This is a genomic window from Armatimonadota bacterium, assembly GCA_028871815.1.
Taxonomy (GTDB): Bacteria; Armatimonadota; Chthonomonadetes; order Chthonomonadales; family Chthonomonadaceae; genus REEB205.
Genome location: JAGWMJ010000011.1, coordinates 117,525 through 132,077, shown reverse-complemented (window position 1 = coordinate 132,077; position 14,553 = coordinate 117,525). Strand labels below are relative to the sequence as shown.

11 protein-coding genes and 1 other RNA gene are annotated in these 14,553 nt (G+C 63.6%); all 12 read left to right on the top strand.

Annotation, left to right across the window (positions count from 1 at the left end; translation table 11 throughout):
- Nucleotides 1-394 (top strand): hypothetical protein (locus tag KGJ62_13170; GenBank protein MDE2127531.1); only part of this gene is annotated, 394 nt, incomplete at its 5' end.
- A gap of 32 nt (nt 395-426) precedes the next feature.
- The gene (locus tag KGJ62_13165) at nt 427-936 is read left to right on the top strand and encodes a KH domain-containing protein (protein ID MDE2127530.1); all 510 of its coding nucleotides are present in this window, start codon (nt 427-429) and stop codon (nt 934-936) included.
- A 976-nt stretch (nt 937-1,912) separates the two neighbouring features.
- Nucleotides 1,913-2,599, top strand: coding sequence for a hypothetical protein (locus KGJ62_13160; GenBank protein ID MDE2127529.1), 687 nt, complete (start codon nt 1,913-1,915; stop codon nt 2,597-2,599).
- 9 nt (nt 2,600-2,608) lie between these two features.
- Nucleotides 2,609-3,385, top strand: a complete 777-nt coding sequence (locus KGJ62_13155) for a hypothetical protein (protein ID MDE2127528.1) — start codon at nt 2,609-2,611, stop codon at nt 3,383-3,385.
- A gap of 2,013 nt (nt 3,386-5,398) precedes the next feature.
- Nucleotides 5,399-5,974, top strand: coding sequence for a hypothetical protein (locus tag KGJ62_13150; GenBank protein MDE2127527.1), 576 nt, complete (start codon nt 5,399-5,401; stop codon nt 5,972-5,974).
- A gap of 10 nt (nt 5,975-5,984) precedes the next feature.
- Complete coding sequence (locus KGJ62_13145) at nt 5,985-6,383, top strand: hypothetical protein (protein MDE2127526.1); 399 nt, start codon at nt 5,985-5,987, stop codon at nt 6,381-6,383.
- A gap of 607 nt (nt 6,384-6,990) precedes the next feature.
- Nucleotides 6,991-7,344: a transfer-messenger RNA gene (gene ssrA, locus KGJ62_13140) on the top strand.
- An 86-nt stretch (nt 7,345-7,430) separates the two neighbouring features.
- On the top strand, nt 7,431-8,819 hold the full coding sequence (gene obgE, locus KGJ62_13135; GenBank protein ID MDE2127525.1) for a GTPase ObgE: 1,389 nt from the start codon (nt 7,431-7,433) through the stop codon (nt 8,817-8,819).
- Nucleotides 8,820-9,013: 194 nt separating this feature from the next.
- A complete protein-coding gene (locus KGJ62_13130; GenBank protein MDE2127524.1) occupies nt 9,014-9,742 on the top strand; it encodes a TIGR00266 family protein in 729 nt (242 codons plus the stop codon).
- A gap of 59 nt (nt 9,743-9,801) precedes the next feature.
- On the top strand, nt 9,802-10,875 hold the full coding sequence (locus KGJ62_13125) for an isocitrate/isopropylmalate dehydrogenase family protein (GenBank protein ID MDE2127523.1): 1,074 nt from the start codon (nt 9,802-9,804) through the stop codon (nt 10,873-10,875).
- 29 nt (nt 10,876-10,904) lie between these two features.
- Nucleotides 10,905-11,861 carry a malate dehydrogenase gene (gene mdh / locus KGJ62_13120; GenBank protein MDE2127522.1) on the top strand — a complete coding sequence of 319 codons (957 nt, stop codon included), beginning with the start codon at nt 10,905-10,907 and terminating at the stop codon, nt 11,859-11,861.
- Nucleotides 11,858-14,512: a hypothetical protein gene (locus KGJ62_13115; protein ID MDE2127521.1), complete on the top strand. Its 2,655-nt coding sequence runs from the start codon at nt 11,858-11,860 to the stop codon at nt 14,510-14,512. The genes mdh and KGJ62_13115 overlap by 4 nt, the downstream gene beginning before the upstream one ends.
- Nucleotides 14,513-14,553: the final 41 nt, after the last annotated feature.

Sequence of the window (14,553 nt, the reverse complement as noted above, 5' to 3'; positions counted from 1 at the left end):
CAGCAACTATCTGATGATGTCGCTGAATCCCATGATGGATCCACAGCAGCAGGCGCAGCAGAAGCCGATGAATGTGATGATGACGGCGGTGCTCTTCTACATGTTTGTAATGTACCGATGGTCATCGGCGTTCATCCTCTATTGGCTGGTTTTGAACGCTCTGACCGCGGTACAGCAGTACTTCTATGTATATCGACCTGGCAAGAGCGGGAGCGGTGGCGCCGGATCGATGGTGATTGCCGGCCCGAAGGCGCCGGAGGATTCCGGAGTGCGCAACGGCAAGAGTGGCGGACGTGGCGGCAATGGTAAGGAGGGCGGTAATGTGCCGGTTGCCGTACGACCGATAGCCAATACCGAGCTCCGGGCACGGCCCCGCAAGAAGCGCCAGCGGTAGCGGCGAATTCAACGGCATCACAGGAGCGGGCTATGAGCAGCGAAGAACCACGGGATTTTCCAACGGATGAGGGTGGCGGGACCGTTCGCGACGACGACGCGGCCGTGGCCGCGGAGGTTGCCGCCGAGTTGTGTGAAGCGGCCGGCCATCCGGCCGACGTCCGCGTGGTGAGCGCGCAGCTGCCATGGGTCAACATCGAGCTCTCCGGCGGCGACTCGGCGGAGGTCTGGGGTCGCAGCGGCCATGTACTCGACTCGCTCCAGCTGCTTGTCAACCTTATCGCCGCTCGGCGGATCGGCGGGGACCTCCGCGTTTCGCTGGACGCCGGTGGTTACCGCGAGCGCCGGGCAGAAGCCCTTCGAGCCAAAGCCATGGAGTATGCGTCGCTGGTCCGCGAGAGTGGCGAGGAAGCGGAGTTCGAGCCGATGCCGCCCAATGAGCGGCGCATCATTCACACAGCCCTGGTGGATGATCCGGACGTAACCACCTACAGTGAGGGTAATGAGCCGCAGCGGCATATTGTAATCACACCGCGTACGTAGGCGCCACGCGGCGCCGAAGAGCCGCTCTGCTCCTCGCTCCGCCGACCCGCCGAGCATCGCGGAACAGTCTCAGTGGGATGGTTCCGGCTGTGCGCCAGACGCAGATTCCGGCTTCCGCATAAGTCTCAGACGTCCCATTGGTCGCATTTCAGCAGGCGTTGCGCGCTGCTATCACGTTTGGCACTGGGGTGCGCGCTCACCACATGGGACCAATGCGACAACTAGGACATATAGGTTCGCGCACACGTGGCCGGCAAGCGGAGTAGCGGCGCTTGGCTGTGCGCCAGGCGCAGATTCCGGCTGCCGCATAAGTCTCAGACGTCCCATTGGTCGCATTTCAGCAGGCGTTGCGCGCTGCTATCACGTTTGGCACTGGGGTGCGCGCTCACCAGATGGGACCAATGCGACAACTAGGACATATAGGTTCGCGCACACGTGGCCGGCAAGTGGAGTAGCGGCCCCAGACCGCGCACCGTGGACGAACCTCAGTGGGATGGTTCCGGCTGTGCGCCAGGCTGCGATTCCGGCTACCGCATATGTCTCATATGTCCCATTGGTCGCGTTTCAGCAAGCGCCCCGCACTGGAGTAGGCGCTAACCAGATGGGACCAATGCGCCATATAGGCTCAGGCGCCCGCTTCCGGTCCCGCCTGAAGCGCGACCCTCTCGTGCGGTCGAATCCCGACAAAGTTTTTTACCATTTTTGTCCCAAAGGCCCTGACAGCACGAAACCGGCGTTGTAGAATAGGTAACATCATCCTGGTTAACACGGTATCTTGGCAATTGTTCGCCGACAGCGCATCGTCGGCAATCATTTAGATAAGACGCACGCCACAGGACCTCAATCCGCCCCGCGACGTACGCCTCATCAGGCAACCGTTTGACGTCCGACTGCAAGCCGGCAAGGCTGGAGAAAGGTCAATTGTGATGGCGGGCAAGCGTAAATCGCGCGGCGCATCCGATTCCAACTCTCCGAAATGATGGGCGGCACAACAGCCTACGAATACGGATATGCCTTCGACGGCGGGCGGAGGTGGAAGAAGGATATCGCGAACGCCGTCTGGACCTGGTTCCCGTGCGGCGTCGCCTGCAGCGCCGGCGACCTGGTGGAGCAGACGAGCGACCTCACGGGCCAGTCATGGTCGACGAGCGCGCTCTATCTCCGCGGCATGGGCTGCGGCTCATCCATCTACAGGCGCAACTCGGAATGGCACCTCTTCGACGCCGGCGGAACGGCCGGCGTCATCACCGACGGCTCCGCCAACGTGCTCAGCAACAACCTGTACGACGCGTTCGGCGTATTGATGTACGTAAGCGGCTCGGCCGCCACGCAGTGGCGCTTCGAGGGCAGATTCGTGGAGGAGGAGGGGTTGGTGGCGAGCGCCGGCGGCGGAGGGGATATGCTGGTGGCGAGGGGCGTTGCGCTGGCCGGCAAGCCGAAGCCGCCTGCCGATAAGAATCCGGAATGTGCAAAGCTAGCAAAGGACTATCCGACGGAGGGCTGGCACATCTGCACTGACCACTACTGGTTGGGATACTGCGCCGGGTATTGCAAGGCCAAGGGGCACCCATTGGTGGTCGCGTGTTGTTGCACTGCTCCGCTCAAAGGTGTGATTCACATCCACATTTCGTGCGCCGGCGGCGGCCCACCGATCGACATCTAGGAGGACGAGATGACGACAGGTACACAAGGTTTGTGCGCAATCGCGACGGCCGCGGCGATCGGTTGTGCGCCGGTGCTCGGCTTGGCGGCCTCCGGCGCTCCACCTCCACAACGGGCCGCCGTGCGCGTGCACGCTCGTGAGTTGCCGGCGCTGTTACGCCTAAGGATACTCGGCGTTGGACGGGAAAAATCTGATCGCCCGTGGATGCTGACGGCAGACATTCAGGACTATGCCGGGGAGACCTTTCCCGACGTATCCGACCTGGCTAACGACCTCGGTGTCATAATCCGCGGCACGGCACGCCGTACTACAATCGGCCTACCACACTCGATGCCGCAGTTCGAGGTCACCAGCGCCGGGTATGTCATCCGGGCGGAGGCCGTGTCGAGCCGCGGGCGATGGGATATGCTGCTCAATATCCGGCGGGCGAAGCCGGCTAGTGCGCGTGGCGCCGCCCGCACGTTGTCCTCAACTGTTCGCGTCAGGATTCTCGGTGTTGGCCAGGAAAGGTCGTCCAACCCTCGGATCGTGATCGGCCACGTTCAGGGCTACCCCGGAGAGCCCGCTCCGGATGTAACCGAACTGCCCAACAACCTCGGTGTCACTATCAGCGGCGCAACTCGCCAGGTGACGGTCGGTCTTCCGCACTCGATGCCGACATTCGAGGTCACCAGCGCTGGGTACGTGATCCGTGCGGAGGCTTCATCGTGCGGCGGGCGATGCGACTTACTGCTTAACATCCGACCCGCGAAGCCCGCTGTCGCAGGTGGCCAAGCTGGCCGGTAGCTCATCCGCGGGCGAGAACTCGTATGCCCGTAACCGCAGTGGCGCTTCCAGGGACAATTCGTTGAGGAGGAGGGGCTGGTGGCGAGCGCCGGAGGAGGTGAGGATGTGCTGGTGGCGAGGATTGTCGTGGTGGCCAGCGAATCCGCAGCCGCGGCGAAACCGTCCCGTGGTTGCGGAGGCCCCTTGCCGAAACCCTGCTGGGGCCGCACTGAGCCTGCCGGAATACTGCGCGGAGGCGGCTGGCGACATTGCGCCGACGACCCGGAGTGGCGCGGCTGCCACCGCGCGTGCTCGGATCAGGGCATGTGGCCGTACCCCTGTTGCGTATGTTTAACTGCTGTCGCGTGTGTATGCAGAGAGCCCGGAACCTGGAATGGCTGCACGATATACCTCGGAAGGTTCGCGTGATGATGGCAGGATGCACGGGCGTTGGGCGGTGCGCCGGTCTCAGCCGCCTATTTACTACAACGGTGGCGTGTCTCTCCATGTCCGCCGTGCCGGGTCCAGGAGTCGGCACCCCCCACCAACCGGGTGACATCCGGTTGGCGAGATGGGGGGGAGACGTTCCGGTGTGCGTTTGGCTATCGTCCCATCGCCTGCTGTATTCCTCGCGACGACCCGTCAGCCTCGGCGGTGGTTCGGAACTCAGGGTACGAGACACTCGCACCGGTGCGGATACGCGGCAGCCGAGGCTCACGGCGTTGCTAGCGCGCTCGGGGGCGCTCGGCGCCCAGCCATCCGTGTCCGGCGATGGACGCTGGATAATCTGGTGGGATGCGGGATGCCACGAGGCCTGCGGTGCGTCGGTGGCAGGGTCCGGCTTCTTCGCCGCCCCGCTCCATGGCCTCTGCGGCGTGTTTTGGGTGGGAACGACCAGTTGCTGGATAGAGATCGACTGGCGCCCGCCGCCGCGAGGCGGGTTCACTTCCGCTTACGTACATTTCGGGCCGGCGGACACAGCCGGGAGCAGGGTCGTGCCTGCTTCATCAGCGCCTGCCGCAGCGCTGGCGTTTCCGGCAGCGGGCGCAACGAGCGGAGCGATTTATGGAGACGTGCTGGCAGCCTCAAGATCACCGTTATATTATCGGTTTCCGTATGCCGTCGGCACCTATGCGGCGCCTACCGCTTCTGCCCGCCGGTCCGCACTCACCTCAATGCCCGCGGTCGGCATCTCGCCGCCGACTGTTTCATCGGGCGGCGCACACGTGGTCCGCATTGTCTCGTGGCTGCCGCGCGGCGGGGGGCCAGGACACACGGCCAGTTGGCTAGCGCGACTGCCGAGCAGCGGCGTGCCAGTCCGGCTGTGCTTTTCACCGGACGGCCGTCAACTCGGCTGGATTACGGTCAGCGGTGTACCGTCATGGCCGGTCGGCTATGCTCCATCGAGGTCCCTGAGTTTGCGAAGAAGACCCAGGTTACGCTTTACGCTGTGGACGAGTGGTGTCACCGGCAGTCGAATGCGCCGGATTTGGTCCGTGCGGAGCCGGCGATACGACACGCTTGTGCGGACGTGTGCGTGGTTGCCGGATTCGCGTGCGCTGAGCCTCGTAACACACCATGTACTGGTCGTTATCCCCACGCGGTGAGCCGGTGGCCAGGCGCGGTACAGGTGGCGACGTGCCCGATTCCGGTCGCCGTGTACGGCAGCATCGCGGGCTGTTCGCACCAGCGGCTCGGCCGCCACGCAGTGGCGCTTCCAGGGCCGGTTCGTGGAGGAGGCGGGGTTGGTGGCGAGCGCCGGGGGCGGAGGGGATACGCTGGTGGCGAGGGGGGCCCTCGTCTGCCCGCAAGGCCGCGAGCATGATATTCCGCCAGGCCTTCCGAAATACGCCTGTATCGCCTGGTGCATCTGGCATTACCATTTCAGTCCGCCGTTCTGCGAACAGGCTTGCGCGCTGCTGGTGACAGGCGGATGCTCGTTGCTGTTTAGGCTGTGCATTAGCCTCGGTGACACGGCTGCGGGAGACACATGCATGTACTATTACCTCATCGTCTGCAACGGGCAATAGGCCGGTGGGAACAGCTAGTGCGCGGGCCGCCAGGCGGCTGCGCTACACACGTGAGGTGACGCGGTCGATGATCCGGGCCGGGCGCGAGAATGTTGCGCGAGGCGTTAGCGGGGCTTCCGCTGACGACCTCGTGGTCGCGATTCTACGCGGCCACTGCCGCGTGGTGGACGAATTGCTTAACGAACTCGGGCGGGATCCGGACGCACTGGCGGCCGGGGTCGAGTCCGTGTCGGATACCGCGGGCCTGCCGCTAGAGACACGCATGCATTCATTCAACGCGGTCTTATATCGCGCCGCCCTGGTGGCCGCCCAGTGCAGCGCCGAGTACGTCGGTCCGGAGCATGTCATGCTGGCGGCAGCGGCGGGTGATTCCGCCGCGTCAGTTCTGCTCCGCGAATACCTGCCCACGTCCCCAGATTTGGAGGATGCGGTAAGGCGGATTGAGCTTAGCTATCCTCCGTCGGATCCGCCAGCGCGACTTCGCCCGTACAACGGGTGGCAGCTGGCTATGGGATCGTTAATGCGGTGGCTCGTGGGGCAGAACGAGAGGCGGATCAGGAGGCAGTCACGCCGGAGTTGAAAACAGGCAAATGGCAACCGCGGCGACGCTGCGGCGCTTCGATGGCCGGTTCGTCGAGGAGGAGGGGATGGTGGCGAGCGCCGGCGGTGGAGGGGATGTGCTGGTGGCGAGGGGGATGCCGATGGCTTTTCAGGCTGAGCCACTTGAACTCTGCGTTCAGACATTCGAAATGTGGTTGGAGGAAGCCGCCGCGATGTACAAGGCATGCGCCGCGGCCGCTGCCGCTGTAGCTGCAGCTGCATACAGTGGTTGCTTGAGAATGGGGTCGCCGCTCCTCATAAGCCTCTTCCAGCATTCGGTGGCGGATACGTACGACGTCGCGATCGCGGGATGCGCCCCGACCCCCCTTGCGGATGCTGAGATTTGTTTCGGGCTACTCGAGGGTTGCATCGGAGCGGCGTTCGCGTGAACCGTGCCGCCAGCGGGTCAGAGCGACCCATACCCGAGGGACGAGCGCGGTTGCGGGACACGATCCGGACGTGTCTCTTTCTACTCTCGTTGCCGTTCATGGTACCGCGCGCCCGATTCAGGCTCTGGAGGGCCCACGCATCCATCTCGCTCATGGCGGCCACCGCTGAGGCGATCAACGCCGGGCGCCTCCGTCGTGCCGCCGTGCTCGGTCGTGCCGCAATAGCGCTGTGGCCGCACTATCACCTGCCGTGGGTGCTACTCCGGCGAGTAGAACACCGGCGATACAGGCGCTGCGTTGCTTCGCTGCGCGCTGGCTGTCAGAAGGCCAACCCGTCGGCACCTGTCCCGGACGAGCTGGACGAGTGAGACGCCCGATTCCAACCGCTGCGTCGGCTGGCAACGGCCCGTCGCCGCACGGCTGATGTCCGCGACGCCTCCATGCAGGCAAGGCCGCTTGCCAGACGATCCACGGCTCCGCTTCCGGCTCTGCCTCCACTTCCGTTTGCCAACGCTCGCCGCGGCTTTTGGTGACAGAATCCGTGCTGCATCGGACGACTTTTCCGCCTGACGAACTTTTGTGGCAGTATACTGGTAGAAGTATGTATGGGGGTGATTGGTGTCGACCCGGCGCACGTTACCTTCTGCAGCGAGTCGAGGTGCCGCAGGCCTCGTTAAAAGCGGCAAAAACCTAAACGCGAACACACAAAACTACGCGCTCGCGGCCTGATGGCCGCGCGTCCGCACCGCTCCAGTTGGACGAGCGGTAAACGGGCGTAACTAAATCCAACTCACCAGCCTGGTGGGGCCGCCCGGCCAGGCAGGAAAATCAAAGGGCGGCTGGCGCGCGGTCAGCAGGGCTCCCCAGGTAGATCGCCGCGAGACAAACGAGGGAGATACGCTCGTAGACGCAGGGGGTTGAGTGGTTGGGGACGGGAGTTCGAGTCTCCCCACCTCCACCAATTCAAGCCGGCCACGGAGCATGCTCCGGCGGCCGGCTTGCTGTGTGGCGCCGGTCAGGACCGACGGAGTGCGGCTGTTTATGAGCATCTTTGTAGACGAAGTGGAGTTCGAGGTTGCCGGCGGCAGCGGTGGCGCCGGGATGGTGACTTTTCGTAAAGAGAAGTACGTTCCGCATGGTGGCCCGAATGGCGGTGACGGCGGTCATGGCGGAAACGTCCTCTTTACGGTCGATTCCAACCTGACCACATTGTTGCACCTTCGCTACCATCACAAGTACGCTGCCGAGCGTGGTTCGGATGGCGGCAGCAAGGATATGTTTGGCCGCAACGGCGCCGACATGATTGTGAAGGTGCCGCCGGGAACGGTGGTAACCAACGCCGAAACCGGCGCCGTGTTAGCGGACCTGGTGGCTCCAGGCGCATCCGGCATCGTTGCTCACGGTGGTGTTGGCGGGCGCGGTAATGCGCATTTTGCCAGCAGCATCCATCAGGCGCCACGCTTTGCGGAATTGGGTGAGCCCGGCGAACAGTTTCGCGTGCGCGTTGAGTTGAAGCTGCTGGCCGACGTCGCGCTGCTCGGCTTCCCAAACGCCGGCAAGTCGACGTTAATCAGCGCGGTATCGGCCGCGCGTCCCAAAATTGCGAACTACCCATTTACAACGCTCATCCCGCACCTTGGCGTTGTTCGTATCGATGACGAGCGCAGCTTTGTTATGGCCGACATGCCGGGACTGATCGAAGGCGCCAGCGCCGGCGCAGGGCTCGGACGCGAGTTCCTCCGCCACCTGGAACGTACCCGCCTGCTGGTGCACGTGCTGGACGTCGGCGGAGTCGACGGTCGTGATCCGCTGCAGGATTATGAGATCATCAACCGCGAGTTGAAGCAGTACAATCCGCGCCTGGCCCGCCTGCCGCAGCTGGTTGCGCTCAACAAAATCGACATCGCCGATCCGGAGCGGGTGGAGCAGGTGCGCCGCGCGCTGCGCAAACGTCGCCGCACCGTGGTCTGCATCTCGGCAGCAACCCATGCCGGAGTGCGCGAGCTTGTTTTCGCTATTGCCGCAATGCTGCCGCCGCCCGTCGCGACCGCCGTCGACGACCATGTACTGATTTCCGGTCCTCCGGACACTGCCGATACCTCATGGGCCGTGGAGCGCGACGCAGACCTGGCGTGGTGCGTCAAGGGCCGCTCGCTGGAGCGGTTGGTAGCCATGACCGACTTCGGCAATGAGCACGCGGTCCGCCGGCTGCAGCGAACCCTGGAGCGCCTGGGCGTGGTGCGCAAGCTCCGGGCGCTCGGCGCGGCAGATGGCGACACCGTGCGCATCCGCACCGTGGAGTTCTCATTTGAGGACGAAGACACCTGGGACGAAACTCAGGGTCCGGCAGAAACAGGCATCGGCCCCGACGGCCGGCGAAAGCCGGGTAAACAGGATCGCAAGAAGCAGCGCCGGCAGCCGGCGGCGGCGAAATAGAGACTGCGGGCTGAACATGCAGCCGCAGAATGCAATCGTGCGGCACGGCCCCGGTTAACCGGGGCTGCAGCCCTGAGCTCGTCGGAAACGGAACCGCATTGCGTCCGCGGCTGCTCCGAATCTCGCCGGAGCCTCGAAACGCACTATAATGGTTGTGCGGTTCCCGCCGCGCCAGTTTCTCGGATTGGAGGCCAGTGATGGAGTACCGCGTAATCGGCGATGTCATGCAGTGCGTTTCTGTTGAGCTTCAGCCCGGCGAGGAGGTTCAGGCCGAAGCCGGCGCCATGATCTACCTCACCGATTCGGTGCAGATCAATACCAAAATGACCGGCGGGCTGATGGCTGGCCTCGGGCGGATGCTCGGCGGCTCTACCGCGTTCTTCTCGCATTTTCAGGCCGTGGGAGCGCCGGGAGTGGTGGCTTTCGCTGCACACTATCCCGGGCACACAAGGCAGCTGACGCTGAAGAACGACGCATGGCTCTGCTCCAAGGAGTCGTTCCTCTTCAGCCAGACCTCCGTACAGGTCAGCATTGCGCTTACGAAGCGGCTGGGCGCCGGGTTCTTTGGCGGCGCCGGCTTCATACTGCAGCGCCTGGCTGGTATGGGCGACGCGTTCATACACGGTGGTGGCAACTTTGTGGAGTTCGACTTGCAGCCGGGTCAGCGGCTCCGTGTGGAAGCCGGCTGCGCGGTGGCGTTTCAGGAATCGGTAAGTTACGACGTGGAGTTCATCGGCGGGCTCCAGAACACGCTGTTCGGCGGCGAAGGCATCTTTCTGATCTCGATGGTCGGACCCGGACACGTGATCCTCTCAACCATGCCGTTCTCGCGCATGGCGGGCGCCATTCTTGCTCACCAAACCACCAATACCGCCAGCAGCGGCCTTGGAAACGTACTCGGCGACGTACTCGGAAATCTGTAATCTCGCTCATCCGCCGCATCGCGCCGGCGCGATGCGGCCGGGGCACCAAGGAGTTCGCATTGGCGCATAACGTTACGCTTATTCGTGGCGACGGTACCGGCCCTGAACTGGTGCAGGCGGCCCGCCGCGTTTTGGAAGCCACCGGCGTTGAGTTCAACTGGGATGTGCAGGATGCCGGCGTCGACGTCATGGCGAGCCGCGGCACGCCGCTGCCGCAGGAAGTTATCGACAGCATCCGCCGGAATCGCGTGGCGCTGAAAGGGCCCATCACCACGCCGATCGGTACAGGATTCCGGTCGGTGAATGTGGCGCTGCGCAAGGAGCTGGACCTCTACGCATGCCTTCGGCCGTGCAAATACTACCCGGGCATTCGCTCTCGCTACCAGGATGTGGACCTGGTTGTGGTTCGCGAAAACACCGAGGATCTGTACGCCGGCGTGGAGTACGAGGCGCACTCGGCCGAAGCGCGGACGATTATCGACATGGCCGGGGGCAAGATAGCGGCGGATGCAGCCATCTCAATCAAACCGATCTCTACCACCGGCACGGAGCGCATTGCCCGATTTGCATTTGACTACGCCCGGGCAAACGGACGCCGCAAGGTGACTTCGGTGGCCAAGGCCAACATCATGAAGTTCACCGATGGCCTCTTCTTCCGCGTCTGCGGACAGGTTGCGGAGGAGTATCGCGACATCGAGTATCACGAGGTCCTGGTCGACAACATGTGCATGCAGCTGGTTCAAAAGCCGGAGTTGTACGACGTGCTGGTGCTGCCGAATCTCTACGGAGATATCCTGTCGGACCTCTGCGCGGGCCTGGTCGGTGGCCTTGGTGTGGCGCCGGGCGCCAACATTGGTCACCACGCCGCGCTTTTTGAGCCGACTCACGGCTCCGCGCCGAAGTACAAAGGTCAGAACAAGGTGAACCCCACAGCGCTCATTCTGAGCGGTGTGCTGATGCTCCGCCACCTTCACGAGGAGGAGGCGGCAAACCGGCTGGAAAGCGCCGTGGCCGCCGTGATTGCCGCAGGCAAACAGGTGACCTACGACATGAAGCCGGACCGCAGTGATCCCACCGCGGTCGGCACCAGCCAGATGGCCGACGCCATTATCCAAACCATGCAGGCTGCCTGAGCCGGCGCTCTGCAAAGCAAAGAGGAAACATGAGAAAGAGAGTTACGATCGCGGGCGCCGGACAGACCGGCGCTACGCTGGCCCACTGGCTTGCGCTCCGCGGTGATGTCGACGTTGTTCTGTTTGATATTGTTGAGGGGATGCCGCAGGGCAAGGCCCTGGACCTGCTCGAGGCCATGCCGGTTATCGGATCGGATGCCCGCATCACCGGTACCAACGATTGGGACGACACTGCGGGCAGCAGCATCGTGGTGATCACCAGCGGACTTCCACGAAAGCCCGGCATGAGCCGTGATGACCTGCTGAAGGTGAATGCCGGCATCGTGCGCGATGTGACCGGCGCAGCCGTTTCGGCTTCGCCCGGCGCCATCCTCATCCTGCTCACCAACCCGCTGGATGCGATGTGTCATGTGGCGCTTCACACCAGCGGCTTGCCGCCACAGCGCGTCTTCGGCCAGGCCGGCATTCTGGACACGGCCCGCTTCCGTGCATTTCTGGCGATGGAACTCAACATCTCGGTGGCAGAGATCAGCGCGTGGGTGTTGGGCGGCCACGGCGACGACATGGTTCCCATCGTGGGCTGCACTACCGCAGGCGGTGTGCCGGTTTCGCAGCTCATCAAGCCGGATCGGCTGGAGCGGATCGTTGAGAGGACCCGCAAAGGCGGCGGTGAAATCGTCGGCCTGCTCAAAACGGGCAGCGCCTTCTATGCTCCATCCGCCGCACTGGCGCAGATGATCGACGCGGTACTCAACGATCGCAACCGCATCCTCCCGTGCTCCGTATACAGCGGAGCCAACGGAGGCGGATACGGAATCGATAACCTGTACGTGGGCCTGCCTGCGCGCCTCGGCGCCAATGGCGTGGAGGAAGTTGTGGGCATGGAACTGACCTCATCGGAGCGTTCCGCTCTCCACGCGTCGGCCGCCTCCGTTACGGACCTGGTTGCCGCATTGCGCAGCTTCGATCCGCCGCTGTTGCCATGAAGCTGACGCGGCGCGAGGCGATTGCAGCCGCCTCCGCATTGGCATCTGGAGTTGGCGCTTCGCCCGCGCCATCCCGGAGACCGGTGCGCATCTTCGCCTCCGAGCGCCTGGATATGGACGGCGTACTGGCGCGGCCCTGGAGCGAAGATGTGCCGTTCGGCAGTTCGGGCGAACTGCTCTGGGCCGGCAATCCGCAGGGTTGGGGCTTCCCCGACAGCGTTCATCTGCTCTACATCACCAACCTTCACGCCTTCGAAGTGGTGGTGAATGTAAACGGTGTTGCATACACGCCGGCTCATGGCGTTTCCATGCCGAGCCACGTCCATCAGGTTGGCCTTCCCGCAGAAGGCCCCACGGCGTTCGCTTCGTTCACCTTCACCACCGACCGCGTCGATAACCCGCTGACCCAGCCGTTTGTGCCCGAGAAGCGCTGGACCTGCTGGAGCAGCGGTAACCGCACCGATTGGTACCAGGTTAACCTCGGCGGCCTGCGCAAACTCGATGGCCTTACAGTCTGGTTCTACAGTGACCAGCCCAATGGCGGCTGCGCACCGCCGGATTCCGTTTCGGTTGAAACCCGAATGGAGGGCGGCTGGCGGCAGGTCTCGATCGCTCCCTTGAACCCGGTTGCCGGCCCAAACAGAATCGGCTTTGCCGCCCCGGTCTTTGCTCGTGAAATTCGCCTCACATTCCGCAACCGCGACGAGAACCTCTATACCGGCCTCTACGGCTTTCAGCCGAGCTTTGCTCCCGGCGACCGACCGGCGCGTCCCGCAGCCGCTCCCGTTCAGGTGAGTGGCGATAAATGGATCGCCGGCAACGACGTGATGGTGTCGGTAATCCGCCTGGAGAACACGGGTGCGACGCCACTGCCCGCATTTCTCAGGATGGACTCCGAGCTCAGCGGCACGTTGGACGGCTTCGCCGACGAGCGGCTGGTGGATGGCTTTCCCGTCTATCTGCGCGGTGGCGCCGACGACGGCCTGCTGCGCCAAACCTCGTTCTGGTTGAACCTACAGCCGCGAAAGCCGGTCACCCTGGCGTTTGCCATGGCCGCCGGCCGATCGCCAGCCGAGGCCGACGCTCGCCTTCACGCGGTGCTTTCAGCCCGGCCCGATTCGCTGCTCGCCGCACAGCAAAGGCGCCACGCCGCGCTCTTTGAGGCGAATTGCGCCGTCTTCGCTTGCAGCGACCCAATGGTCACCAAGATGTACCGGCATCGCTGGTACAACCTCCTCAAGAACAGCATGAAACCCGGTTTGGGCGCCCTCAGGTACCGTACCTTCGCCGAGGGCAGGTGGACCGCCGACTGGTACGCCAACGTTATCAGCTATGGCGCCGGCCACCAGATTCGCGAGTCACGCTGGCTCCGCGATCCCGACTACGCTTGGGGCCATCTGCAGACATGGTGCAAGAATCCGCGCCCAGACGGGATATTTCCCAGCCATATCACGCCTCACGGCCAACAGGGCGGTCAATACACGGACTGGATCGCATCCACGGCGTGGGACGTCTATCAGGTCCATGCAGATCGCGAACGCCTCGCCAGTGTGGCCGATCCGGTTGCCGCCAATGCAGAGGGCTGGCGACGCGTTTACGGCTGGGATAACAGTCCGCTCCTGGTGGTTGACAGCCACTGGTGGACCGGAATGGAGTGGCAGCCATCCTTCTTCTCGTTTGCCGGCTACCACACCAACAAGCCCGGAGACGAGACGCATCTGCGACGCGTGGACCTTACCGCTTACAACTTCGGCAACGCCGGCGCCGCAGCCAGAATCTATCGGGAACTGGGGCGTGCCGCCGAGGCGGCGCGGCTCCAGCGCCTGGCCGATAGCACACAGGCTGCCTTGCTCCGGCACTGCTGGAATCCCGCAACGAACTGGTTTCACTCACTGCGGTACTCCGATCTCAAGCCATCGCCAGCAAAAGAGATAATCGGAATCTACCCGTTCTACTTCAATCTGCCGCCGCCGGGTAAGGGATACGAAACGCTGTGGAACACCGCGCTCAGCGCCGACTATTTCTGGACGCATTGGCCGCTGGCATCCGCATCGCGAGATTGTCCGGCATATTCGCAGACCGGTTGGCCCAACAGGCTGGGACCGGGTGGCAGCGGCTGCATGTGGAATGGGCCAACCTGGCCGCACGCAAACAGTCTGGTAATGAGCGCCATGATCAACACGCTGCGCAGCTACCCAGCCTGCGCACTCCAGCCGCGCCATCTGCTGGAGCTGTTTGTGTCGTTTACGCGCGCGCAGTTCCGCGATCAAGACCGGGTCTATCCATGGACCGGCGAGTACTATAACGGCGATACCGGTGCATGGAAGACGGAACAGCGGGATTACAACCACTCCACATGGATTGACCCACTCATCACGGGTCTTATCGGCATCGTGCCGCGGTCCGACGACGTGTTGGAAGTGGACAGTTTGCTGCCGCGCGGCGCATGGAGCCACTACCTCCTCGATGGTCAGCATCTGCGCGGCCACTCCGTCACCATCGCCTGGGATGGGCGAGGCGGCGTCTACGCACCCAACTTCAAGGGATTTGGGATCTGGATCGACGGGCACAAGCGCTGGCACAGCGCGCGGCCCGCACGTGTGAAAATCAATATGAACACCGGCGCGATCGTTCCGCCGGAGGAGATCTGAAATGCATTCGGGTATTCGTTCGGCCTTCTGGCTGGCGCCGG

Excerpts from the sequence above, each read along its gene's own strand:
- KGJ62_13145 (MDE2127526.1), top strand. The coding sequence starts at position 5,985 with ATGGCAACCGCGGCGACGCTGCGGCGCTTCGATGGCCGGTTCGTCGAG.
- mdh (MDE2127522.1), top strand. The coding sequence starts at position 10,905 with ATGAGAAAGAGAGTTACGATCGCGGGCGCCGGACAGACCGGCGCTACG.
- KGJ62_13165 (MDE2127530.1), top strand. The coding sequence starts at position 427 with ATGAGCAGCGAAGAACCACGGGATTTTCCAACGGATGAGGGTGGCGGG.
- KGJ62_13160 (MDE2127529.1), top strand. The coding sequence starts at position 1,913 with ATGATGGGCGGCACAACAGCCTACGAATACGGATATGCCTTCGACGGC.
- KGJ62_13115 (MDE2127521.1), top strand. The coding sequence starts at position 11,858 with ATGAAGCTGACGCGGCGCGAGGCGATTGCAGCCGCCTCCGCATTGGCA.
- KGJ62_13155 (MDE2127528.1), top strand. The coding sequence starts at position 2,609 with ATGACGACAGGTACACAAGGTTTGTGCGCAATCGCGACGGCCGCGGCG.